The organism is Streptomyces sp. NPDC085932, from assembly GCF_044540525.1.
GTDB classification, from domain to species: domain Bacteria; phylum Actinomycetota; class Actinomycetes; order Streptomycetales; family Streptomycetaceae; genus Streptomyces; species Streptomyces levis.
Window position 1 is genome coordinate 83,470 of the sequence record NZ_JBITSJ010000003.1, and the last position, 22,242, is coordinate 105,711.

At 71.3% G+C, this 22,242-nt stretch carries 19 protein-coding genes and 2 tRNA genes; 8 read left to right on the forward strand and 13 right to left on the reverse strand.

Going from position 1 to position 22,242, the window contains the following annotated elements; all coding sequences use genetic code 11:
- Positions 1–127: 127 nt before the first annotated feature.
- Positions 128–928, forward strand: a complete 801-nt coding sequence (gene hisN, locus ACIGAQ_RS16430; protein WP_399783315.1) for a histidinol-phosphatase — start codon at positions 128–130, stop codon at positions 926–928.
- Positions 929–1,038: 110 nt separating this feature from the next.
- Positions 1,039–1,431: a cyclic nucleotide-binding/CBS domain-containing protein gene (locus ACIGAQ_RS16435; RefSeq protein WP_399783318.1), complete on the forward strand. Its 393-nt coding sequence runs from the start codon at positions 1,039–1,041 to the stop codon at positions 1,429–1,431.
- A gap of 80 nt (positions 1,432–1,511) precedes the next feature.
- Here ACIGAQ_RS16435 and ACIGAQ_RS16440 read toward each other — a convergent pair whose 3' ends face one another.
- Complete coding sequence (locus ACIGAQ_RS16440) at positions 1,512–2,984, reverse strand: catalase (protein WP_311679487.1); 1,473 nt, start codon at positions 2,982–2,984, stop codon at positions 1,512–1,514.
- Between the two features lie 127 nt (positions 2,985–3,111).
- Between ACIGAQ_RS16440 and ACIGAQ_RS16445 the strand changes: the two genes are divergently transcribed.
- Positions 3,112–3,528 (forward strand): Fur family transcriptional regulator, encoded by a 417-nt coding sequence (locus ACIGAQ_RS16445; protein WP_311679489.1) that lies wholly within the window; start codon positions 3,112–3,114, stop codon positions 3,526–3,528.
- A 125-nt stretch (positions 3,529–3,653) separates the two neighbouring features.
- Here the strand turns inward: ACIGAQ_RS16445 and ACIGAQ_RS16450 are convergent.
- The 4 genes from ACIGAQ_RS16450 to ACIGAQ_RS16465 all read right to left on the reverse strand — a co-directional run bounded on the left by ACIGAQ_RS16450 (position 3,654) and on the right by ACIGAQ_RS16465 (position 8,989).
- Positions 3,654–3,727: transfer RNA gene (locus ACIGAQ_RS16450), tRNA-Met, on the reverse strand.
- Positions 3,728–3,871: 144 nt separating this feature from the next.
- A complete protein-coding gene (locus tag ACIGAQ_RS16455) occupies positions 3,872–5,695 on the reverse strand; it encodes a tetratricopeptide repeat protein (protein WP_399783322.1) in 1,824 nt (607 codons plus the stop codon).
- Positions 5,696–5,928: 233 nt separating this feature from the next.
- Positions 5,929–6,002 (reverse strand) — tRNA-Met (locus ACIGAQ_RS16460).
- Between the two features lie 56 nt (positions 6,003–6,058).
- On the reverse strand, positions 6,059–8,989 hold the full coding sequence (locus ACIGAQ_RS16465) for a UPF0182 family protein (RefSeq protein ID WP_399784583.1): 2,931 nt from the start codon (positions 8,987–8,989) through the stop codon (positions 6,059–6,061).
- 162 nt (positions 8,990–9,151) lie between these two features.
- Here ACIGAQ_RS16465 and ACIGAQ_RS16470 point away from each other — a divergent pair, with 162 nt between their 5' ends.
- Entirely contained in the window at positions 9,152–9,697 is a 546-nt protein-coding gene (locus tag ACIGAQ_RS16470; protein WP_311679493.1) for a PPA1309 family protein, read from the forward strand.
- Between the two features lie 45 nt (positions 9,698–9,742).
- On the opposite strand, the gene ACIGAQ_RS16475 is transcribed toward ACIGAQ_RS16470, so the two are convergent.
- The 4 genes from ACIGAQ_RS16475 to ACIGAQ_RS16490 form a co-directional block, all read right to left on the reverse strand.
- The gene (locus ACIGAQ_RS16475) at positions 9,743–10,834 is read right to left on the reverse strand and encodes a PDZ domain-containing protein (protein WP_311679497.1); all 1,092 of its coding nucleotides are present in this window, start codon (positions 10,832–10,834) and stop codon (positions 9,743–9,745) included.
- 102 nt (positions 10,835–10,936) lie between these two features.
- Complete coding sequence (locus tag ACIGAQ_RS16480) at positions 10,937–11,101, reverse strand: hypothetical protein (RefSeq protein ID WP_179272620.1); 165 nt, start codon at positions 11,099–11,101, stop codon at positions 10,937–10,939.
- A gap of 116 nt (positions 11,102–11,217) precedes the next feature.
- Positions 11,218–11,679, reverse strand: a complete 462-nt coding sequence (locus ACIGAQ_RS16485) for a molybdenum cofactor biosynthesis protein MoaE (RefSeq protein ID WP_094057152.1) — start codon at positions 11,677–11,679, stop codon at positions 11,218–11,220.
- Between the two features lie 141 nt (positions 11,680–11,820).
- On the reverse strand, positions 11,821–12,942 hold the full coding sequence (locus ACIGAQ_RS16490; protein ID WP_399783327.1) for an SDR family oxidoreductase: 1,122 nt from the start codon (positions 12,940–12,942) through the stop codon (positions 11,821–11,823).
- Between the two features lie 192 nt (positions 12,943–13,134).
- Here ACIGAQ_RS16490 and ACIGAQ_RS16495 point away from each other — a divergent pair, with 192 nt between their 5' ends.
- Both ACIGAQ_RS16495 and ACIGAQ_RS16500 read left to right on the forward strand, forming a co-directional pair.
- The gene (locus tag ACIGAQ_RS16495) at positions 13,135–14,586 is read left to right on the forward strand and encodes a zinc-dependent metalloprotease (RefSeq protein ID WP_399783330.1); all 1,452 of its coding nucleotides are present in this window, start codon (positions 13,135–13,137) and stop codon (positions 14,584–14,586) included.
- Positions 14,583–15,110, forward strand: a complete 528-nt coding sequence (locus ACIGAQ_RS16500; RefSeq protein WP_311679507.1) for an NUDIX hydrolase — start codon at positions 14,583–14,585, stop codon at positions 15,108–15,110. The genes ACIGAQ_RS16495 and ACIGAQ_RS16500 overlap by 4 nt, the downstream gene beginning before the upstream one ends.
- 132 nt (positions 15,111–15,242) lie before the next feature.
- Here ACIGAQ_RS16500 and ACIGAQ_RS16505 read toward each other — a convergent pair whose 3' ends face one another.
- The 4 genes from ACIGAQ_RS16505 to ACIGAQ_RS16520 all read right to left on the reverse strand — a co-directional run bounded on the left by ACIGAQ_RS16505 (position 15,243) and on the right by ACIGAQ_RS16520 (position 19,261).
- A complete protein-coding gene (locus tag ACIGAQ_RS16505) occupies positions 15,243–15,998 on the reverse strand; it encodes an AIM24 family protein (protein ID WP_362278552.1) in 756 nt (251 codons plus the stop codon).
- Between the two features lie 17 nt (positions 15,999–16,015).
- Positions 16,016–16,696 carry an AIM24 family protein gene (locus ACIGAQ_RS16510; protein WP_234845832.1) on the reverse strand — a complete coding sequence of 227 codons (681 nt, stop codon included), beginning with the start codon at positions 16,694–16,696 and terminating at the stop codon, positions 16,016–16,018.
- 11 nt (positions 16,697–16,707) lie between these two features.
- Positions 16,708–18,510, reverse strand: a complete 1,803-nt coding sequence (locus tag ACIGAQ_RS16515) for a TerD family protein (RefSeq protein ID WP_399783335.1) — start codon at positions 18,508–18,510, stop codon at positions 16,708–16,710.
- Positions 18,511–18,652: 142 nt separating this feature from the next.
- On the reverse strand, positions 18,653–19,261 hold the full coding sequence (locus ACIGAQ_RS16520; RefSeq protein WP_311679514.1) for a M48 family metallopeptidase: 609 nt from the start codon (positions 19,259–19,261) through the stop codon (positions 18,653–18,655).
- A gap of 394 nt (positions 19,262–19,655) precedes the next feature.
- On the opposite strand from ACIGAQ_RS16520, the gene ACIGAQ_RS16525 reads away from it, so the two are divergent.
- Both ACIGAQ_RS16525 and ACIGAQ_RS16530 read left to right on the forward strand, forming a co-directional pair.
- A complete protein-coding gene (locus ACIGAQ_RS16525; RefSeq protein WP_399783339.1) occupies positions 19,656–20,870 on the forward strand; it encodes a TOMM precursor leader peptide-binding protein in 1,215 nt (404 codons plus the stop codon).
- Positions 20,863–22,233 (forward strand): ABC1 kinase family protein, encoded by a 1,371-nt coding sequence (locus ACIGAQ_RS16530; RefSeq protein ID WP_399783342.1) that lies wholly within the window; start codon positions 20,863–20,865, stop codon positions 22,231–22,233. The genes ACIGAQ_RS16525 and ACIGAQ_RS16530 overlap by 8 nt, the downstream gene beginning before the upstream one ends.
- Positions 22,234–22,242 lie beyond the last annotated feature (9 nt).

Genomic DNA, 22,242 nt, shown 5'->3' on the forward strand with positions numbered 1-22,242 from the left:
GCGAGCGCGCGCAGGGGCGCGTTTCGGCCGTGTCGCGCGGGGCGTTGAAGCGTTCCCCGGCTGTGCGGACGAACCCCTCGCAAACCCCCGGTGGCCCCACCCCCACCTCGGCAGATAGGTTCGTCACATGCCCGACTACCTCGACGACCTGCGTCTCGCTCACGTCCTCGCGGACGCCGCGGACGCCGCGACGACGGACCGGTTCAAGGCCCTCGACCTCAAGGTCGAGACCAAACCGGACATGACACCGGTGAGCGAGGCGGACAAGGCCGCGGAAGAGCTCATTCGCGGCCAGCTCCAGCGCGCCCGGCCCCGGGACGCGATCCTCGGCGAGGAGTACGGCGTCGAGGGCACCGGCCCCCGCCGCTGGGTGATCGACCCGATCGACGGCACCAAGAACTACGTCCGCGGCGTTCCCGTCTGGGCCACCCTCATCTCGCTCATGGAGGACGGCGAGGGCGGCTTCCAGCCGGTCGTCGGGGTCGTCTCCGCCCCCGCCCTGGGCCGCCGCTGGTGGGCCGCGAAGGGCCACGGCGCCTTCACCGGCCGCTCCCTCACCAAGGCCTCCCGGCTGCACGTCTCCCGCGTCTCCCGGCTCTCCGACGCCTCCTTCGCGTACTCCTCGCTCAGCGGCTGGGAGGAGCAGGGCCGCCTCGACGGCTTCCTGGACCTGACCCGGGCGGTGTGGCGCACGCGCGCGTACGGCGACTTCTGGCCGTACATGATGGTCGCGGAGGGCTCGATCGACATGTGCGCCGAACCGGAGCTGTCCCTGTGGGACATGGCCGCCACCGCGATCGTCGTCACCGAGGCCGGGGGCACCTTCACGGGCCTGGACGCCCGCCCGGGCCCGCACAGCGGCAACGCGGCCGCGTCGAACGGCCTGCTGCACGACGAGTTGCTCGGGTATCTCAACCAGCGTTACTGAACGCCCTCTTGTTGACCCTCCCTTTGCCTGCCACCCTGAGAGTCCCCCCACTTGTGAACTTGTGAAAAGTGGAACAAAGGCGGGGACACTCCCAGGAGGTGGCTCCATCCATGCTCGTCCGTGACGCCATGAGCACCGTCGTCCTCACCATCGGCCCGGCCCACACCCTGCGCCAGGCCGCCGCGCTGATGTCCGCCCGCAAGGTCGGCGCGGCCATCGTCCTCGACCCGGACGCCGGTGGCATCGGCATCCTCACCGAACGCGACATCCTCAACTCCGTGGGCCGGGGCCAGGACCCCGACACCGAACGCGCCCACGCCCACACCACCAACGACGTCGTCTTCGCCGCCCCGACCTGGACGCTGGAGGAGGCGGCCGGCGCCATGGCGCACGGCGGTTTCCGCCATCTCATCGTGCTGGACCGCGACGAGCCCGCCGGCGTCGTCTCGGTCCGCGACATCATCCGCTGCTGGGCACCCGCACGTCAGCGGGTGCCCGCCTGACGGCACGGGAGCACACGAACGGGCCGGGCCCCCGAGGGGACCCGGCCCGTCCACTACCGCAAGCGGTCCAGTGCTGGAGTTCAGCCGCGCAGGGCCTGGACCGCGGCCTCCAGCCGCTTGCCGTAGTCACCGTCGGCCCGACGGAAGTTGTCGATCGCCCGCTCGACGATGTCGTCGCGCGAGACCTTGGCGATGAAGCCCGCCAGGTTCGCGATCAGGCGCTCCTTCTCGTCCTCCGACATGAGCCGGTAGAGGTTGCCCGCCTGGACGAAGTCGTCGTCCTCGGCGTGCACCGGGGCCGGGTGGTTGCCCGTGGCGCCGCTCACGGCCGTGGCGGACCACAGCGGACGGTCCGTCTGGAACGGACCGCCGAAGCTGTTCGGCTCGTAGTTCTTCGCGCCTCCGTGCCGGCCGTCGTAGAGCTGCCCGTCACGGGAGTGGGTGCGCGCCACGGTGGCGTGCGGGCGGTTCACCGGCAGGTGGTCGGCGTTGATGCCGACGCGGTAGCGGTGGGCGTCGCCGTACGCGAAGAGACGGCCCTGGAGCATCTTGTCCGGGGAGGGGCCGATGCCCGGCACGAAGTGGGCGGGGCTGAAGATCGACTGCTCGACCTCGGCGAAGATGTTCTCCGGGTTGCGGTTGAGCTCCAGCTTGCCGATCTCGACGACCGGGTAGTCGGCGTGCGGCCAGACCTTGGTCAGGTCGAACGGGTTGAAGCGGTACGTCGCCGCCTCGGCCACCGGCATGATCTGTACGCCGACGGTCCAGCTCGGGTACTCGCCCCGCTCGATGGCCTCGCGCAGGTCGCGCTGGTGGGAGTCGGGGTCCTCACCGGCGAGCCGGGCGGCCTCCGCGCTGGTGAGGTTCTTGATGCCCTGGTCCGTCTTGAAGTGGTACTTGACCCAGAAGGCCTCGCCGGCCGCGTTGCTCCACTGGAAGGTGTGCGAGCCGAAGCCGTCCATGTGGCGGTAGGAGGCCGGGATGCCACGGTCGCCGAAGAGCCAGGTCACCTGGTGCGTGGACTCGGGCGACAGGCTCCAGAAGTCCCAGACGTTGTCCGCCTCGGTGGACCCGGTGTACGGGTCGCGCTTCTGGGTGTGGATGAAGTCGGGGAACTTGACGGCGTCCTTGATGAAGAACACCGGGGTGTTGTTGCCGACGAGGTCGTAGTTGCCCTCCTCGGTGTAGAACTTCAGCGCGAAGCCGCGCGGGTCACGGACGGCGTCCGCCGCGCCCAGGTTGCCGGCCACCGTCGAGAAGCGCAGGAAGACCTCGGTCTGCTTGCCCACCTCCGAGAGGAAGGCCGCGCGGGTGTACGGCGTGACGTCGGCGGTCACCGTGAAGGTGCCGTAGGCGCCCGCACCGCGTGCGTGCACCACGCGCTCCGGGATCCGCTCGCGGTTGAAGTGGGCGAGCTTCTCCAGCAGGAGCTGGTCCTGGACGAGCACCGGGCCGCCGACGCCCGCGGTCTCGCTGTTCTGGTTGTCGGCGACCGGGGCCCCGGCCTCCGTCGTAAGCGGTCCCTGCGTCGTCACGTGCGCCTCCTGCACCATTCCTGGCCAAACCTGTCCCTTGGCCAAAGCCGTTCTCGATCCTACAATAGACATTGTCTAAAGCAAGTGAGACTCTAATCTCACACCTGTTCGGGACCTGGTCCCCTTAGCTGTTAGGCTGGTGGCCATGAGTGACCTTCTGGAACGCCTGCGCGGACGCGGATGGCGGATGACCGCGCAGCGGCGCGTCGTGGCCGAGGTCCTCGACGGCGAACACGTCCATCTGACGGCCGACGAGGTCCACGCCCGGGCCGTCGCCAAGCTGCCCGAGATCTCCCGGGCGACCGTCTACAACACGCTCGGTGAGCTCGTCACCCTCGGCGAGGTGCTGGAGGTCTCCACGGACCAGCGCGCCAAGCGGTACGACCCGAACGCCCACCGGCCGCACCACCACCTGGTCTGCGCCCAGTGCGGCGCGATCCGGGACGTCCACCCGGTCGGCAACCCCCTGGCGGACCTCCCCGCCTCGGAGCGCTTCGGGTTCACCGTCTCGGACGTCGAGGTGACGTACCGCGGCGTCTGCCCGAACTGCGCGGCCGCCTAGCCCTCCCCACGTCGAAGCCCCGGCCCTCCTGGTGCCGGGGCTTTTCGCTGCTCGCACGCGGACGGCGAGGGCCGGGGAAACACCGAGGGCCGGAACCCTTTCGGATTCCGGCCCTCGGCCTTCAGTAGCGGGGACAGGATTTGAACCTGCGACCTCTGGGTTATGAGCCCAGCGAGCTACCGAGCTGCTCCACCCCGCGTCGGTGAATGCAACGTTACGTCAAGCATGAGGACGGATGCAAATCGCTTCACAGCGGCCCCTCGGTGAGCCCTCACCCGAGGCCTCGCACGAACTCTCGGCACAGCCGGGACCGGCTGGCCGGGGTGGCACCGGCCGACCGGGCTCAGGCCGACAGTTCCTGGCGCAGGGCGTCGCGCAGGCGTGCCGCGCGCTCCGTCACCGAGTCCGGCCCCAGGGACACGGCGCGGTCGGCCCAGCGCTGCCCCTCCGCCAGCTCTCCCCGACGCGCGTAGACCAGGGCCAGCCGCAACGCCGCCCGTCCGTGGCCCGCGTCGGCCGCCCGCGTCCACCACACCGCCGCCTCCGGCTCGCTCCCCTCCCGGGCCAGCAGCAGCCCCAGATTGAACGCGCCGTTGCGGGACCCGGCCTCGGCCGCCTCCCGGTACCAACGGGCCGCCTCGACGACGTCCCCCCGGGCCGCGGCCAGCATGCCGACCCGCACCTGGGCCCGCCGGTGCCCCTGGGAGGCCGCCCGCTCGTACCACTCCTCGCACTCGCTGCGCCGGTGCACCGGCTCACCGAGCTCGTGGGCCGGCTCCGGCGGACGCCGGGCGTCGAGCACGGTCGCCAGTCGGTACGCGGCCTCCGCGCTGCCGCCTCCGGCCGCACACCGCAGGTGCCGCTCGGCCTCCTGCTCGTCGCCGTCCCGCAGCCGCGCGATGCCGACCTGCAGCGCGGCCTCGGTGTGGCCGGCCGCAGCGGCCCGCTCGTACCAGCGCAGCGCTGCCTTCTCCTCGCCCCGCCCGGCGTGCAGGATGCCGAGGTTGAACGCGGCGTCCACGCTCCCGGCCTCCGCGGCCTTGGAGAACCACGGCTCCGCACCCGTCTCGTCCCCACCCTGCAGCAGCAGGATCGCCAGCGCGTTGGCGGCCTCCCGGTGCCCGGCGTACGCCGCGCGCCGGTACCACTGCTCGGCCTGCGTGGTGCGCCCCTGTTCGGCGCAGAGCAGCCCGAGGTTGTACGCGCCGTTCACGTCGCCCGCGTCCATCGCGGCCCGGTACCACCGCTCGGCGGTCTGGGTCTCGCCCCGCTCGGCGTGCAGTGCGCCCAGCGCGTTCGCCGCGTTGCCGTCGCCGTCCTGCGCGGCCCGCAGCCACCAGACGGCGGCGTTCTCCGTGTCGCCCGCGTCGCGCAGCAGGAACCCGAGCGCGCAGGCGGCCCGCGCCTCGCCGTCCTTGGCGGAGGTCAGGTACCAGCGCCCGGCCTCCTTGAGCTCGCCGCGCCGCTCCAGGATCGATCCGAGGTGCAGCGCGGCCCGCCGGTGGCCGCGCGCGGCGGCCTGGCGGTACCACTGCTCGGCTTCCTCGGCCGCCTGGACACCGTTGTCGCCGTCGGTCTCCCGGGCCGGCTTCCGGTCCAGAGCCCGGGCCAGCCGGTACGCGGCCTCGCGGTGCCCGCGCTCGGCCGCCACGCGCATCCACTGCTCGGCCGCGGCGTCACCGCGGTGCTCCAGCAGGTCGGCGAGGGCGTACGCGCCCAGGGTGTGGCCCTGTTCGGCGGACTGGCGCAGCCAGTACTCGGCGGCGGGCTCGTCACCGCGCTCGCGGTGGTGCCGGCCGAGCGCGTGCGCGGCCGCCGCCGATCCCGCGACGGCGGCGATCCGCCACCAGCCAGCGGCCTCCTCGGCGTAGCCGCGCTGGTGGAGCAGGACGCCCAGATTGTTGGCGGCGGCCCGGTCGCCCGCCGCGGTGGCGGCACGCAGATGGGGTTCGGCACCGTCGAGATCACCACGGCGCAGCAGCATGGCCCCGAGGACACTCATCGCCTCGACGTCGCCGGCCTCCGCGGCGAGCCGCTGACGCAGCTCTTCGGCCGCCTCGTCGGCGAGTTCCCCGGTCTCGTCCGGGGTCTCGGTGTCCTCCCGGCTGGAAGGCTGCACAAAACGCCCTGTCTCGAACAGAGTTGCCTTGTCCCCCATAACGTCCATCGTCGCACCACCTGCAACCTGGGTACACCTGGTATACCGCAGCCAGTGAGGTCACTACAGCGTTTTGTCGACATGCCCACAGAGAGACAAGTCAAACACAGATCGCCCAACTCCCCCCGGCGGCGCGGCCGCAACCTGCGCCCATACATCCGTTCACACAGACGAAGGCCCGGATTCCTCTGTGGAATCCGGGCCTTCGTCGCCGCTCCGTCACTCGGACATCGCGACTTCAGTAGCGGGGACAGGATTTGAACCTGCGACCTCTGGGTTATGAGCCCAGCGAGCTACCGAGCTGCTCCACCCCGCGCCGTTGTGTTCACCACCGTATCACGGCGCGGGACGGGCATTTCACCAGGCCAGGGCCTAACTGCTCGGCTTGGGACTCGGACTGCCGCTGGGCTTGCTCTCGCCGCCCCCGGCTCCCGCGCCGCCGCGGCTCGCCTCGGCCTGCGCGTCCTCGGCCCGCTGCAGCGCGTCCTCCAGGTCCTTCTGCGCCCGGCCGTACGCCTCCCAGTCGTTCTCCTTCAGGGCCTCCTGGCCGGCGTCGAACGCCTTCTGGGCGTCCTCCAGGGCCTGTTGGACCGTCGGGTTCTCGGATGTCGGCGGTGGCGGCGTGTCACCACCCTCGTCCGGCGGCTCGGGAGCCGGCCCCTCCGCTCCGAAGACCTTGTTGAGGGCCTCGTCGAGCGTGTTCTCGAAGGCGGTCTGGCCTCCGTAGGTGACCAGCACCTTGCGCAGCAGCGGGTACTTCAGTCCGCCACCGCGGACGTAGACCGGCTCCACGTAGAGCAGTCCGCCGTCCAGCGGCACCGTCAGCAGGTTGCCGTACTCGACTTCGGAGTCGCCGCCTCTGAGGAGCCTGATGGACTCGGCGATGTCCTCTTGCGAGTTGAACTGGCTCTGGACCTGCTTGGGTCCGTTGACCGTGGTGTTGGTCGGCAGTTTCAGGATTCTGATCTTGCCGTAGTCACTCGTGCCCGCCTCGGCGTCGACCGCCATGAACGCGCTGAGGTTGTCCCGGCCGTTGGGCGTGAACGTCGTCGTCAGGGAGAACGCCTGCGCCTGCTGGTCGGGCATCTTCATGCTCAGGTAGTACGGCGGCACCGCGTTGCCCGACCGGTTCGTCGGGTCGTCCGGCACCTGCCACACCTCGCTGCCGCTGAGGAACGTCGTCGCGTCCTTCACGTGGTAGCGCGTGAGCAGCTCCCGCTGGACCTTGAACAGGTCCTGGGGGTAACGCAGGTGGTCCATCAGCGACTTGGAGATGTCGCTCTTGGGCTCCACCGTGTCCGGGAAGGCCTTCATCCAGGTCTTGAGGACCGGGTCCTTCGTGTCCCACTGGAAGAGCTTGACCTCGCCGGTGTACGCGTCGACGGTCGCCTTCACCGAGTTGCGGATGTAGTTGACCTGGTTCTGCTGGGCCACCACCGCGCGGTTGTCGTTGGTGGCGGTCAGCGAGTCGGCCGTCGTGTCCCCGAGGGTCGTGCGCGAGGAGTACGGGTAGCCGTTCGTCGTCGTGTACGCGTCGACGATCCACTGGATCCGGCCGTCCACGACCGCCGGGTAGGCGTCGCCGTCGATGGTCAGCCAGGGGGCGACCGCCTCGACCCGCTCCTTGGGCGTGCGGTTGTACAGGATCCGCGAACCGTCGCCGATGGCACCGGAGTAGAGGATCTGCGGCTCGCCGAACGCCACCGCGTACGCGGCCCGGTTGACCGGGTTGGAGAGGTTGACCCCGCTGTCGCCCTTGTAGCTGGTGGTCTTCTCGCCGTTGTCGTCGGAGTAGTCAATCTCCTTCTGGGGACCGCCGACGATCGAGTACGTGGTGGTCTTCTCGCCGTAGTAGACCCGCTGCTCGTAGGTGCCGAGGTCGCCCTCGGAGGGCAGGTCCGACTCCGTGAAGTTCGGACGGCCCTGGGCGTCGGCGCTGGTGCCCTCGGCGGCCACCACTCCGTACCCGTGGGTGTAGCGGAAGTGGTTGTTGATCCAGTTCTTCTTCGGGATGCCCGCGAGGTTCAGCTCACGCAGGCCGATGACCGTGTCCTGGTCCTTGCCGTCCTTGGCGTAGCGGTCGACGTCCAGGTTGTTCGGGAACGCGTAGTAGTTCCTGATCTGCTGGAGCTGCTGGAACGTCGGCGACACGATGTTCGGGTCCATGATCCGGATGCTCGCCGTGGCGTCGACGTCGTCGCGGAGCTTGGTCTTGTCCTCGGTCGTGCTCGTGCCCGTGTAGTCGGTGACCTTGGTGCCGTCGATCCCGTAGGCCTTGCGCGTCGCCTCCAGGTTCTTCTCGACGTACGGGGCCTCCTTGGCCTGCTCGTTCGGCTGGACCTGGAACTTCTGCACGATCGCCGGGTACAGGCCGCCAATGAGGATCGCGGAGAGCACCATCAGGCCGAAGCCGATCACGGGCAGCTGCCAGGTGCGCCGCCACAGGGTGGCGAAGAACAGCAGCGCGCAGATGACGGCGATGCAGAACAGGATCGTCTTGGCCGGCAGGTAGGCGTTGGCGTCGACGTAGCGCAGACCGGTCCAGTTGTCCGTCGCCCGGAAGTCGCTGGACTTCACCGCGAGGCCGTACCGGTCGAGCCAGTAGGCGACCGCCTTCAGGGCCACGAAGATCCCGATGAGCACGGACAGGTGCCCCGTGGCCGCGGCCGTGGCGCGCGCGCCGGGGCTGGTGACGCGCAGCCCGCCGTAGAGGTAGTGCGTGAGCGCGGCGGCGATCACGGAGAGGATCGCGGCGGCGAAGCCGAAGCCGAGCAGGAACCGGTACCAGGGCAGGTCGAAGGCGTAGAAGGAGACGTCCAGCTGGAACTGGGGGTCCTTCTGCCCGAAGGGCACGCCGTTGACCCACATCAGCCAGGTGCGCCACTGGCCGGACGCGGAGGCGCCGGCGATCAGGCCCACCAGGGCGGTGATCCCGAAGAGCAGCCACTTCTTGTAGGGCGCGATGCTCATGCGGTAGCGGTCGAGGTTCTGCTGCTCCATCGACATGGCGCTCAGCGGCGGACGCAGCCGGTGCGCCAGCCAGATGTTGACGCCGACCGCGACGGCCATCAGCAGACCGAAGACGAAGAAGAGACCGATCTTGGTCCACAGGGTGGTGGTGAAGACCGACGAGTAGTTCACCGACCGGTACCAGAGCCAGTCCGTCCAAAAGCCCGCGAACATGGTGAACGCCATGCCGAGGACGGCCAGGACGCCCAGCGTCATGAGCAGGGTCCGGACACGCCGGGACGGGCGGCCCACTCTCATCCGCGGCCCTGTCGGGCCTCCGCCGCGGTCCGGCATCTGGAAAGCCAAGGTGCGCACCTCGAAGTTCGCTGTTGATTCGTCGGCCCGCGTCTTCACGGACCGTCCGTGGCCCCCGTGATCGTGGGCCCCCACCTATGCAACTTACTCACCGTTTACTCGGTTCCCGATTCCGGCCGGGAACGAGAGAGGATTGTGACCATGTCCAACACTCCCATGGCTGCGAACCCGCTCACCCGGGCCGTGCTCGAGATCGACGAGTACGTCTCCGGCCTCGGCTGGGACCAGCCGGCCCGCCTCTTCGCCCTCGTCGACACCGCACGGCTGCGAGCCGAGCAGCCCTCGCTCGCGGACCGCCTCGGTCTGGGCGAGGAGCCGGAGAGCACCGGCCTCACCCCGATCGAGCAGGACGAGATTCCAACGGGCAAGCCGCTCGACGAGTTCCTCGCCACCATCGCCTGGCCCGACGCGGTGGCCGGCTGCGCCCTCGCCGTGGAGCGCCTGATGCTGCCCCCGTCCGCAGAGGCCCAGGTTCCGAAGGACCTGAGCGGGGCTGCGCTGACCAAGTGGGTGGCGGAGCACCCGGACCGCCAGGAGGTCCGCATGACGGTCGGGGTCCTGCGCGACGGCACCCGGGACTCGGCTCTGCGGCTGCGCGAGAAGGACACGCCCACCGAGGTGCTGACCGGCTCCGACCTGGTCCCGGGCCTGGCGGAGGCGCTGTCGGCGACCTTCGAGGAGGAGTAGCCGCGAGGCCGGGGGCCCGGTCCGCCGGGCCCCCGGCCCTGTCGCTTACCTACCGCACCGCGGAAGGTCCGCGGTGTCGCCGCCGCGGATGTCCTTCAGGGCGCCGAGGGCGTCCTGGATGGTGTCCACCTTCACGAGGGTGAGTCCCTCGGGAGTGTCCTTGGCGGCGGCCGCGCAGTTGTCGGCGGGCGTCAGGAAGTACTGGGCGCCCTTCGCCCGCGCGCCGACGGTCTTCATCTCGATGCCGCCGATCGGGCCGACCTTGCCCTGGTCGTCGATCGTGCCGGTGCCGGCCACGAACTTTCCGCCGGTCAGGCTGCCCGGCGTGAGCTTGTCGTAGATGCCGAGCGCGAACATCAGACCGGCGCTCGGTCCGCCGACGTCGGCCAGCTTGATGTCGATGGTGAACGGGAACGTGTGGTCGGTCCCGGCGGAGATCCCGACGATGGCGCGCTTCTCACCCGCGTCGTCGGACGTGGTGGTGGTGATCGTGATGTCCTCGGTCCTGTTCGGCGTCCGCTTCTCCTTCTCGGCCGCGGCCTGTTCCTTGGCGGGCACGATGGTGAAGCGGACGTCCTCGCCGGGCTTGTGCTTCGTGACCAGCTTCGCGACGTCGGCCGGTTCCTTGACGGCCGTGCCGTCGACGGCCTTGATCACGTCTCCCGCGTGCAGCTTGTTCTCGGCCGGGGATCCCTTGACGACCGTCGAGACGATCACCCACGACTTCACCGGGACGTCGAGTTCCTTCAGGGCGGCGACCTTGGCGCTCTCCTGGGACTGACTGAACTCCTCGGCGTTCTCCTGGGTGGACTGCTCCTCGGTCTTGCCGTCCGGGTAGAGCGTCTCGTGCGGCACGACCTTGTTGTCGTGGGCGAGCCAGCCGTAGACGGCCTCGACCAGGTTCATCCGGTAGTCGGCGCTCGTGACCCGGACCGTGGTCATGTTCAGATGGCCATCGGTGGCATAGGTCTTGCGTCCCGAGATCTGCAGCACCGGCTCGCCGTCGTGATCGCCGAGCGTGTTCACCGTCGGCCCCGGGGACATCTCCGAATACGGCACGGGGATGAACACTCCCGCGCACAGAAGCGCGATCAGCATCAGGGTGGAGGCGAGCATCGTCGCGGTGCGGCGTGGCATGACTCGACAGTACGGGACGGTCCTGTCAGCGCACCGTCAGGGCCGCCCGTCCGGGGCGGCCCTGTGCACTCACACGCGTGTGACCTGCTGTTTCGTCGGTCCTCAGCTGCCCGGGCGGGGCTTTTCCATCGCCTCGCGGAAGCGGGCGTAGCCGATGAGTTCCGGGCCGTCGTTACGGACCTTGCGAGTCCGGTTGGCCCAACTTCCCCACAGCCCCGCGCCGATCGCAGCCACAAGCGGAATCAGCAACCAGGCGAGCGCCGCCATGCCGACCTCCAACCCCATCGAGCGTCCGCAAACTGACTGATCAGCAGATTAACCATCCGCAGTGACAACGCTCACGCCAGGGGTGGGGTTACGCAACCGGAGGACGGCTCCCCGGATCAGCAGGCGCCGACCCACTCCTCGGTGCCGTCGGAGAACCTCTGGTGCTTCCAGATGGGCACCTCGTGCTTGAGGTCGTCGATGAGCTTGCGGCAGGCCTCGAAGGCCTCGCCGCGGTGGGGGCAGGAGACGGCGACGACCACGGCGAGGTCCCCGATCCGCAGATCCCCCACACGGTGCACGGCCGCCAGGGCCCGCACGGGGAACTCGGCGGCCACCTTCTCGGCGATCCGCCGCATCTCGGCCTCGGCGCTGGGGTGGCACGAGTAGCCGAGCTCCGCCACGTCGGCGCCGCCGTCGTGGTTGCGCACGGTGCCCACGAAGAGCGCCGTGCCGCCGGACGCGTCGTCCCCGACGGCGCGGAAGACCTCGTCCACGGACAGGGGCGTGTCCCGGATCCCGATCAGCTTGACGGGGTCCTGCGCGGCCCGTTCACCGGGGTGATCGCTGGTGGATGCCATGGGCCCATCGTGCCGCACGGGACCGGCAGCACGAAATAGAGCTATCGACCGGCACGCGCGCGTGGAGCTTGGAGTCTCCTACAGGGCGCGCGTCGCAGTGCCCTACGGGCGCGCAGGCCCGGTGCGAAGGCGCGGCGTCCCTCAGATGCGCCGCCGTGCCTTCCGTGCCCGCCGTACGACCGCCGCCGCGCCCAGCAGCGCCACCGTCGCGCCCGCGGCGCCCGCGGCCGTCGCGTCCTTGCGGCCCAGGCGCCGTCCGGCGACGGTGTGCCGCCCGGAGACCTCCTCCAGGAGTTCCGCGAGCACTTCCTCGTTCGTGTAGCGCGGCCGCCACCCGGCTTCGTGCAGCCGGCTGCCGCTGACCACCCAGGGGTACATCGTGTAGGCCAGGTCCCCCGCCGGGGAGGGCGTGAGGCCGATCCGGTGCAGCCGGGCCGCCGCGCCCAGGGCGACCGCCGACGGCAGCTCCATCCGGCGGATGCCGCTGAGCTCCTCGACCTCCTCCTGCTCCAGCCACCCGTCGCACCCGACGGCGAGTTCCCCGTCGACCTTCTCCAGGACGGCGTACTCCAGCGCGCTGCACAGGTCCTCGACGTGGCAGAACTGCCACGCGGGCCGCGACCCGGCGACGACCAGCAGCCGAGGCGACTCGAAGTACCTGGTCAGCGCGGTGTCGGTACCGCCCACCAGAACGGCCGGCCGCACCACGGTGACGTTCAGCCCCGGGTGGGCCCGCGGTGCCCGCCGGGCCAGCCGCTCGATCTCCAGCAGGTCCCCGACGCCCGTGGCCTCCGCCGTGGCGCGCAGTTCCGCGTCCTCCGACAGCGGCAGCTCGTTGTCCGGCAGCGCCCCGTAGACCATCGACGAGGTGCACAGCACGACCCGGTGCACTCCGGCCGCCGCGGCCGCGGTCAGCACGGTCTGCGTCCCCCGGACGTTGTAGGCCGTTCGGGCGGCCGCGTCGGTCTCCAGGTCGAGGTCCAGCGCCAGGTGCACCACCACGTCGGCGCCGCGCAGCTTGTCGGCGATGGCCGGATCCCGCACGTCCAGGATGTGCCACTGCGCGGCGGCGCACTCACCGCGCCGCTCGTCGATGGCCAGGACCTGTCTGACCTCGTCGGACGCGGCGAGCTGCTCGGTCAGCAGCGCTCCGACGCCGTACGCGGCGCCGGTGACCGCGACCACGGGGCCACGCCCCGCGGGACTCGCGGAACTGGTTGACTGGTTTCGCGCTGCGCGAACCTGCGGATCTGGGGAACTCACCGGGCGTCTCCAGCGGTTGTCTTCAGTACGAGCGCGAGCGACGCGTGCGTACCAGGTGGCATCCATCCTGCCGCAGGCCGTCAGTCGGCGAAGCACCGAGGCCCGATCCGCCCCAGGTGTCTACGCTGGGTGGTGTTGTCGGGCAGCCGTGCCGCCGGAAAGAACCGGCGGCCCTACCAGCCGAGGAATCCCGTGAGTGACACCCCATTCGGATTCGGCCTTCCGCCGGAGGAGCCGGACGACGGCGACGAGGGCAAGAAGAAGGACCAGCAGAGCGGTGGTGGTCAGGGACCGGCCAACGCGTTCGGCTTCGGCGGCCTGCCCGGAGCCGGAGGCTTTGGCGGCGGCCCCGGTGGCCCCGGTGCGGACAATCCGTTCGCAGCCATGTTCGGCTCTCTGAACCCCAACGACCTGGGCGCCGCCTTCCAGCAGCTGGGCCAGATGCTCTCCTACGAGGGCGGCCCGGTGAACTGGGACATGGCCAAGCAGATCGCCCGCCAGACGGTCTCCCAGGGCTCCCCCGACGGCACCAAGGACACCAGCGTCGGCCCCGCCGAGCGCCGGGCCGTCGAGGAGGCCGTCCGCCTGGCGGACCTGTGGCTCGACGACGCCACGTCCCTGCCGTCGGGCGCCGGCTCCGCCGTGGCCTGGAGCCGCGCGGAGTGGGTCGAGGCCACCCTGCCCGCCTGGAAGGAGCTCGTCGACCCGGTCGCCGAGCGCGTCGGCACCGCCATGGGCGACGTCCTGCCGGAGGAGATGCAGGCCATGGCCGGCCCGCTGATCGGCATGATGCGCTCGATGGGCGGCGCCATGTTCGGCACGCAGATCGGGCAGGCCGTCGGCGTGCTCGCGGGCGAGGTCGTCGGCTCGTCCGACATCGGCCTGCCGCTCGGCCCGGCCGGCAAGGCCGCACTGCTGCCGGTGAACATCGAGACGTTCGGCAAGGACCTGAGCGTCCCCCAGGAGGAGGTGCGGCTGTACCTCGCTCTGCGCGAGGCCGCCCACCAGCGCCTCTTCGCGCACGTGCCGTGGCTGCGCTCGCACCTGTTCGGCGCGGTCGACGGCTACGCCCGCGGCATCAAGGTCGACACGGCCAAGCTGGAGGACGTGGTCGGCCAGTTCGACCCGCAGAACCCCGAGCAGCTGCAGGAAGCGCTCCAGCAGGGCATGTTCCAGCCCGAGGACACGCCCGAGCAGAAGGCCGCTCTGGCCCGTCTGGAGACGGCGCTGGCGCTCGTCGAGGGCTGGGTCGACGCGGTGGTCCACGCGGCCGCCAAGCCCCGCCTGGGGTCCGCGGACGCGCTGCGGGAGACGCTGCGCCGCCGCCGCGCCTCGGGCGGCCCGGCCGAGCAGACGTTCGCCACGCTGATCGGCCTGGAGCTGCGCCCGCGCCGGCTGCGGGACGCCTCCCGTCTGTGGGCCTCGCTCACGGACGCGCGCGGCGTCGACGGCCGGGACGCCCTGTGGCACCACCCGGACATGCTGCCGACGGCGACCGACCTGGACGACCCGGACGGCTTCGTGCACCGCGAGCAGATCGACTTCTCCGAGCTGGACAAGATGCTCGGCGAGGCGGCGGACCAGCCCGACCTGCGCAAGAAGGACGAGGGCGAGGACAAGAGCAAGGACGACGACGCCGGGTGAGCCTGTACGACGACGCGGTCCTCGTGCTGAAGGGCTACGAGGACCAGCCGGAGCTGCGCCAGGCCTACCTCGATCACCTCGCCGATCACCCGGACGGCCTATGGAAGGCCTGCCACGCGGGCCACATCACGGCCAGCGCCCTGGTGATCGACCCCGAGGGCGGCCGGGTGCTGCTCACCCTGCACAAGAAGCTGAAGATGTGGCTGCAGATGGGCGGCCACTGCGAGCCCGGTGACGCCACGCTGGCGGCAGCGGCCCTGCGCGAGGCGACGGAGGAGTCCGGCGTATCGGGGCTGACCCTGCTGCCGGGCGGCCCGGTGCGTCTGGACCGGCACCCGATCCCGGCGCCGTGCCACTGGCACCTCGACGTCCAGTACGCCGTCGTGGCACCGCCCGGCGCCGCGCACGCGGTCAGCGACGAGTCGCTCGACGTGCGCTGGTTCGGCTACGCCGAGGTGGCGGACGTGGCGGACGACTCGGTGGTACGGCTGCTGGAGTCGACACGGGCGAGGCTCACGAAGTGAGCTGACGAGAGGGCGGCCGCGAAGCCGGCCGCCCTCTCGGGTGCGTGGGAACCGCGCGACCCGCCACGACCGGCCCGCGGCCGACACCGTTCCGCGCGCCCCCGGCACCCGATCGGCCGAACCCAGGAGCACTCAGCTCCAGACGTTCCCCTGGTTCTGTCCCCGCGCCCCCTGCTGGCCCATGCCGTACTGCGCGGCGAGACCCGAGCCGACCTGGGCGTTCTGCGGCGGCAGCAGTTCGCTGGGCTGGACCAGCGCGAAGCCCGTGCCCATGAAGCTCAGCTCCCAGCCCTCGCCGGTGTTGCCGCGGCGCCGCCACACCCCGGAGGAGTGCGTCTGGGCCTGCATCTGCACGCGCAGGCCGGTCGACCAGGCGACGATCGCGTCGGCGTCGCAGTTGACGTACTTGTCCGGCGTCACCTGCATCAGCAGCGGCATGCCCGAGGTCATCAGCGCGACCTTGCCCCGGCCGGAGATGTTGAGCTGGTACTTCCCCGAGCCGGAGATGCCGTAGAGGCTGTCCACGGCGATGACCTCGTGGTGCAGGGAGGAGTCCATCGCCAGCACGTAGCTGCTGTCGACGGTGAGGCCGTCCTGGTCCACGTCCATCACGTGGACGTGCTGCTTGAGGTTGGCGAGGTAGACCGTGCCCTGCCCGTGGCAGCGCATCAGGTCGAGTCCCTCACCGGTGTGCGCACGCGCGCGTGCCTGGTCGTTGCTCTGGTACTCGGCGTCGAACTCGACGAGCCCCTGGTAGGCGACCATGGTGCCCTTGCGGGCCAGGATGTCGTCGTGGCCCTCCAGGGCGACGCGCAGCATCTGCTTGTTCTGCAGACTCCAGCGTTCCTGGGTCTGCTGCTCGTTGTAGGCGAAAATCGGGCTCTGCATGACGTTCTGGCTCCCCCTCAGCCCCGGAACCGGAGACGGTCGGTGCTGTCCTCGCTGGGCTGGACGACGACGATGCCCTGACCGGAGAAGGCCATCTGGTAGGCCTCGCCGCTGCCACGGCCGATCAGCGACTGCGCCCGGAAGCTGCGCTTGCCCTTCACCTTGAGGTTCGGGGACCAGGCGACCAGCGCGTCGGGGTCGACGTACGTCTCGTCCTCGCCGCCGCCGCAGTCGACGACGATCGGCTTGCCCCGGGAGGTCAGCGCGACCCAGCCCTGCCCGGAGATCTTGGTGTTCCACAGCCCCTGTCCGGCGAACTTGGCCAGGCCCTTGACCCGCTCCACGCCCCAGGTGAGGTGGGCGTCGAAGGCGAGCAGGTTGGTGGCGTTGACGGAGATGCCGTCGCCGTTGAGGTTGATCACGACGACGTTCGCCCCGTAGTCGGCGAGGTAGAGCAGGCCGTCGCCGGAGCACTTCATCAGGGGCGCGCCCTCGCCGGTCAGCCAGTCCTTGGCGATCTGGCGGACGGCCGGCGGATTGGGCTCGTACTGGACGAACCCTTCGTAGGCGACCATCGACCCCACGCGCGCGAGGAGGTCGTTCCCCGTCTGCATGGCGACCTTCAGCATGTGGTTGCCGTGGTTCTCCATGCGGGCGGTGACGGGTGCGGGGGCGTGGCCCGCGAGTTGCTGTGTCATGACGGGCTCCCTCAGACCTCGTACGGTTGGACGACGATGAAGTTGCCGGGTGCTCCCCGGAACTGGAGGTTGACGCTCTCCCCGGTGTCGCCCGGGTAGGCGTTGCGGCGCATCCGCACCTGGCTGGAGACGACGACCTGGGCGGCGGCCGACCAGGCGACCACGGCGTTGCAGTCGGCGAACGTGGTGGGCGTGACGGGCAGCACCACGGGCGTGCCGTGCGTCTTCACGACGATCGTGCCGGTGCCCTGGAACTGCATGGTGAACAGCGCGCCGCCGGGGATGCCGTGGCCCTCGATGCGGCGGACCTCGTACTGGAGGCTCTCGTCGAACGCGAGGACGTTCTCGGCGGAGACGCAGACGGCGTCTCCCTGGAGCTCGATGGGGTGCAGCATCGTCGAGTTCTCGGCGAGGAAGACCTGCCCCTGGCCGGTACAGCGCATCAGCTGCATCTCCTGGCCGGTCGCGTTGCCCACGATCCGGCCGGCGAAGCCCGCGCCCTTGTAGCTGAAGTCGACCTTGCCCTGGTAGAGCACCATGCTGCCCTGGCGGGCCAGCACGGGCTGCCCGCCGATGCCGAGGTCGACCCGGACGAGCTTCTTGTTCTGCTGCGTCCAGCGCTGCCCGGTGGGGGTCTCCTTGAACTGCTGGAGCGCGGCGGCCACGCCGGGGCCCTGGCCGGCACCGGTCTGCGGAACGCCCTGCGGCGGGACTCCGTGCTGAGGAACGCCGTGCTGGGGAACGCCGTGCTGCGGGGCACCGTAGGGGGCCTGTCCGAACGGCGGCTGCTGGCCGTAGCCCGGAGGCGGGGTGGGCTGGCCGTAGCCGGGCGGCGGGGCGGGGGCCTGGGGCGCGGGGTGCGCCTGGGGCTGGCCGTAGCCGGGCGGCGGCGGGGCCGTCTGGCCCGGGGCCTGGCCGTACTGCGGAGGCTGGGGCGGCTGCTGGCCCGGCTGGCCGTAGGGCGCGGGCGCCGGCGTCGGGGGCGGGACCGGGGAGCCGGCGGGCGGGGTGTTCATGGGCGCGACGATGGTCGGCGCGGCGTGCACCTGGGGCGCGGGCGCCGGGGCCGGCGGCGGAGTGGCGCCGGGCGGCGTGGCGCCGGGGGGTGTGGCTGCGGGCGGGGTGGCGCCGGGCGGGGGCGCAAAGCCCTGTGCGGCGGGCGCGGGAGCCGGGGCGGGCGTGGGCGCGGGAGCCGGGGCGGCGGGAGCCGCGAAGGCGGGCGGGGCGAAGCCCGGGGCGGCGCCGCCCTGCGCCGGCTGCTGCGGAGCGGGCGCGGGGGCCTCCTCCTCGGCCACCTCGCCGCCGAAGTTCTTCAGCAGTGCGTCGAGACCGCCGTCGAATCCCTGCCCGACGGCGGCGAACCGCCACACGTCCTTCAGGTAGAAGTCGCCCAGCATCACGGCCCGCTCGGTGGAGAACTCCGAGCCGCTGAAGGGGTACCGGGCCACCTCCTCGCCACCGGCGACGATGCGGATGTATCCGGGGGCGATCTGCGACATCTGCCCGGCGCCGTCGATCGTCGCCGTGAAGGACAGCTTCTGGATCTGCGGCGGGATCCGGTCCAGGGTCACCCTGAAGGACTCCGTGTCGCCCGCCTGGGCGCCCAGGAGCTGAATGGACTCCTCCGGGGTCTTCGGCTGGTTGTAGAAGACGAAGTACCGGTCGTCCGAGAGCCGTTCGTCGGCGTCGAGGCCGAAGCAGCTGATGTCGAAGCTCAGGCCGGGGCCGGAGATCTGCACGCCTACGTACAGATCCGTGCCCGCGGTGAGGTCACTGATCCTGGCCTTGTGGCCGCGTTGGAATTCCCTGGCCATGCGTAACGACCGTCCCCCATCCAGAACGTGAGTGCGTCGCGCCAGGCTAACGGCAAATACGGACATCGGAAGACGTCGGTACAGAGCCGGTACAGAACGCTCGCCCATCCGTATCGGCTGCTCGCTCACGCAAAGCGGTCACTCACCCCGCGGGGCTCTCCCCACGCGCCCCGGGCACATGGGGCAACCGCTCGGCGGCGACGACGCCCTCCAGGTAGCCCCGGGCCCGCTCCGTCCTCGGGTAGGCCTTCAGCAGCTGCCAGAAGCGGGGGCCGTGCCCGGGGACGAGCAGATGGGCGAGCTCGTGGAGGAGGACGTAGTCGACGACGTACTCGGGCATGCCCTGCAGGCGGTGGGACAGCCTGATGCTGCCGTCGGACGGGGTGCAGGACCCCCAGCGGGTGTTCTGGTTGGTCACCCAGCGCACCGAGGCGGGCCGGGCCCGGCCGTCGAAGTACTGCTCCGAGAGCCGCCGGGCCCGCTCGGACAGCTCGGCGTCCCCGAGGGCCCGCCTGCTCTCCTGGGCGGCCAGCTTGTCGAGCATGACGTTCACCCAGCGCTGTTCCTCCGCCGCGGACATGCGGGCGGGGATGAGCACTACGGTGCGATCGCCCTCGCGGTACGCGGAGACCGTCCTGCGTCGGCGGGGACTCCTGCGGACCTCGATCGCGCTCGCCCCCGAGCCGCTCGGCGGCTGGCTCGTCGTGCTGCGCTGTGGCTTTCCGGCGCGGTGCAGTGGGTCGGCGGGCACGCCCCGACGTTACCCGCTGCACACGGGGAAGTCCCGACTCCGGGACGGTTCGATGCCGATGCCCATGACGATGCCGCCGCCGGCCGCCGGATTTGTACGACGAATCCCCGTGCCTGTGGACAACTTTCGGCGGCGGGCGGCGGGTTCGGTCATGCTGGATCCCGTCGGCGAAGCGAGGGGCGGGCCCGGTCAGGGACCACGTCCAGGTCCGGTCCCGGGGACCGGGGCTGCGACCGGGCCCGGTGCTACGACCGTGCCCGGCGCCGTGGTCCGGCCTGCGCCCCCGGGGTGGCACGCGGCCGGGATGTCCCGGTCCGCGTCCGGCTCGGCTCGGCTCACGCCCGCACTCCCGCCCGACAAACGGGGACGTTCTATGACACACGGGGGACCTGTCATGCATCCGATGGTGAAACCCGCGCTCCGGCGCGGCTGGCGCGACCTGAACACCGTGCAGTTCGGAATGACCCCGGCGCACGCCCTGACGCTCGGACCGATGGACACGGCGACGGGCAGTTTCCTCGACCTGCTGAACGGCACGCGCGGGATGGATCTGCTGCGCGAGGAGGGTCGCCGGATGGACCTGCCCGACGGCCATGTCGACGGGCTGGTGCGGCGGCTCTCGCGGGCCGGGCTCCTCGACGACGCCCGGGGCGGCGGCCCCGCCGCCGACGCGCTGCGGGGGAAGAAGGAGGTCCTCGACCGGCTGCGGCCCGACCTGGCCTCGCTGTCCCTCACCACCGCCGAGCCGGGCGAGGCGATCGGACGGCTGGCCGCCCGGCGCTCGCAGCGCGTCCAGGTGCGTGGTGCCGGTCGGGTGGGTGCCCTCCTGGCCTCGCTGCTGGCGGGGGCCGGCGTGGGCGACGTCGAGGTGCGGGACGGCGGCCGGGTGGAGCCGTGGGACGTCGCCCCGGGCGGGCATCCGGCACAGGCCGTCGGCGACCGCAGGGCCGAGTCCGCCCGCCGGGCCGTACGGCAGGCTGCTCCGGACCGGCCGCCGCGCCGCGCCGAGGTCCCGCCGCCCTCGGGCGAAGGCGACTGCGGCTTCTCCCTGGTGATCCTCGCCCCGCGGGACGATGTCGCGGTGCACGCGCCCGACCCGTCCCACGCCGAACCCCTGATGCTCTCCGGGACACCCCATCTGTACGCCGGTGTGGTGGAGGGGACCGGCGTGGTCGGCCCCCTCGTGCTGCCCGGGGAGACGGGCTGCGCGGGCTGTCTGCACGAGCACCGCACCGACCGGGACCCGACCTGGCCGCGGCTGATCGCCCAGTGGCGCTCGGGCAGGCAGCGGCAGGTGCGGCCGTGCGACCTCACGCTGGCCACCACCGTGGCGGGACTGGCCGCCGCGCACGCGCTCGCCTTCCTGGACGGTCAGGTGCCGTCGAGCACCGGCGCGCGCTGGGAGGTCTCCCTCCCTTCGCTCCACTGGCACGCCCGGCCGGTATGGGCCCATTCCGCGTGCCCCTGCGGCGCCGCGGAGAAAGGAAAGGGGGAGCACCCCTCGGAGGACGGGGCGTCACACGAGACAATGGCGGTGCAACGGCCGTCGGCGCAGTGCCGTGAGGCAGCGGCGGAGCGGCCGGCTGGGACTTGGAGGGCGCATGTCTGATCTTCCCCGGAAGGCGGTCACCCGGACCGCCAAGCTCGCCGCGCTCCCGCTCGGCATCGCCGGGCGGGCGACCTGGGGATTCGGCAAGCGGATCGTCGGCGAGTCGGCGGAGCTGGTCGGCCGCGAGCTCCAGCAGCGCACCGCCGAGCAGCTGTTCAAGGTGCTCGGCGAGCTCAAGGGCGGCGCGATGAAGTTCGGCCAGGCCCTGTCCGTCTTCGAGTCGGCGCTGCCCGAGGAGGTGGCCGGCCCCTACCGGGCCGCGCTGACCAAGCTCCAGGAAGCCGCGCCCCCGATGCCCACGCGCACGGTGCACGGGGCGCTGCGGGAGCGGCTCGGCGAGAGCTGGCAGGAGCTGTTCCTGGAGTTCGAGGACAAGCCCGCCGCGGCGGCCTCGATCGGCCAGGTCCACCGTGCGGTGTGGCACGACGGCCGCGAGGTGGCGGTCAAGGTGCAGTACCCCGGAGCGGGCGAGGCGCTGCTGTCCGACCTGAACCAGCTGAGCCGTTTCTCCCGTCTGCTCGGCCCGCTGATCCCCGGCATGGACATCAAGCCGCTGATCGCGGAGCTGAAGGACCGGGTCTCGGAGGAACTCGACTACGGCCTGGAGGCCCAGGCCCAGCAGACGCACGCGGAGGAGTTCGCGGACGACCCGGACGTCCTCGTGCCGCACGTGGTCCACCAGTCGGAGCAGGTTCTGATCACGGAGTGGATCGACGGCGTCCCGCTGTCGGAGATCATCTCGGACGGCACCCAGGAGCAGCGCGACCGCGCCGGCCAGCTCCTGGCCCGCTTCCTGTTCTCCGGACCGGCCCGCACCGGCCTGCTGCACGCCGATCCGCACCCCGGCAACTTCCGTCTGCTGCCCGGCGGCCCGGACGGAGAGGACGACTGGCGTCTGGGCGTCCTGGACTTCGGCACGGTCGACCGCCTTCCGGGCGGCCTGCCGGTCACCATCGGCGAGTCCCTGCGCATGACGCTCGACGGCGAGGCCGAGGCGGTGTACGAGCTCCTGTGCGCGGAGGGCTTCGTGAAGGAGACCATAGAGCTGGACCCCGACGCCGTCATGGACTATCTCCTGCCGATCATCGAGCCGGCCCAGGTCGAGGAGTTCACGTTCACACGCGGCTGGATGCGCAGTCAGGCGGCCCGGGTCGCCGACCCGCGCTCCCCCGCCTACCAGCTGGGCAAGCAGCTCAATCTGCCCCCGTCGTACCTGCTGATCCACCGCGTGACGCTGAGCACGATCGGCGTGCTGTGCCAGCTGGGGGCCACGGTGCGGCTGCGTGAGGAGCTGGAGGGGTGGCTGCCGGGGTTCGTCCCGGAGGACCCGGTGGACGGCGGGGAGTCCGTCGCGGAGGCGTGAGCCGGGTTC

Coding starts and splice junctions, on each gene's coding strand:
- hisN (WP_399783315.1), top strand. CDS start 128: ATGCCCGACTACCTCGACGACCTGCGTCTCGCTCACGTCCTCGCGGAC.
- ACIGAQ_RS16435 (WP_399783318.1), top strand. CDS start 1,039: ATGCTCGTCCGTGACGCCATGAGCACCGTCGTCCTCACCATCGGCCCG.
- ACIGAQ_RS16440 (WP_311679487.1), bottom strand. CDS start 2,984: ATGGTGCAGGAGGCGCACGTGACGACGCAGGGACCGCTTACGACGGAG.
- ACIGAQ_RS16445 (WP_311679489.1), top strand. CDS start 3,112: ATGAGTGACCTTCTGGAACGCCTGCGCGGACGCGGATGGCGGATGACC.
- ACIGAQ_RS16455 (WP_399783322.1), bottom strand. CDS start 5,695: ATGGACGTTATGGGGGACAAGGCAACTCTGTTCGAGACAGGGCGTTTT.
- ACIGAQ_RS16465 (WP_399784583.1), bottom strand. CDS start 8,989: ATGCCGGACCGCGGCGGAGGCCCGACAGGGCCGCGGATGAGAGTGGGC.
- ACIGAQ_RS16470 (WP_311679493.1), top strand. CDS start 9,152: ATGTCCAACACTCCCATGGCTGCGAACCCGCTCACCCGGGCCGTGCTC.
- ACIGAQ_RS16475 (WP_311679497.1), bottom strand. CDS start 10,834: ATGCCACGCCGCACCGCGACGATGCTCGCCTCCACCCTGATGCTGATC.
- ACIGAQ_RS16480 (WP_179272620.1), bottom strand. CDS start 11,101: ATGGCGGCGCTCGCCTGGTTGCTGATTCCGCTTGTGGCTGCGATCGGC.
- ACIGAQ_RS16485 (WP_094057152.1), bottom strand. CDS start 11,679: ATGGCATCCACCAGCGATCACCCCGGTGAACGGGCCGCGCAGGACCCC.
- ACIGAQ_RS16505 (WP_362278552.1), bottom strand. CDS start 15,998: ATGCAGAGCCCGATTTTCGCCTACAACGAGCAGCAGACCCAGGAACGC.
- ACIGAQ_RS16510 (WP_234845832.1), bottom strand. CDS start 16,696: ATGACACAGCAACTCGCGGGCCACGCCCCCGCACCCGTCACCGCCCGC.
- ACIGAQ_RS16515 (WP_399783335.1), bottom strand. CDS start 18,510: ATGGCCAGGGAATTCCAACGCGGCCACAAGGCCAGGATCAGTGACCTC.
- ACIGAQ_RS16525 (WP_399783339.1), top strand. CDS start 19,656: ATGCATCCGATGGTGAAACCCGCGCTCCGGCGCGGCTGGCGCGACCTG.
- ACIGAQ_RS16530 (WP_399783342.1), top strand. CDS start 20,863: ATGTCTGATCTTCCCCGGAAGGCGGTCACCCGGACCGCCAAGCTCGCC.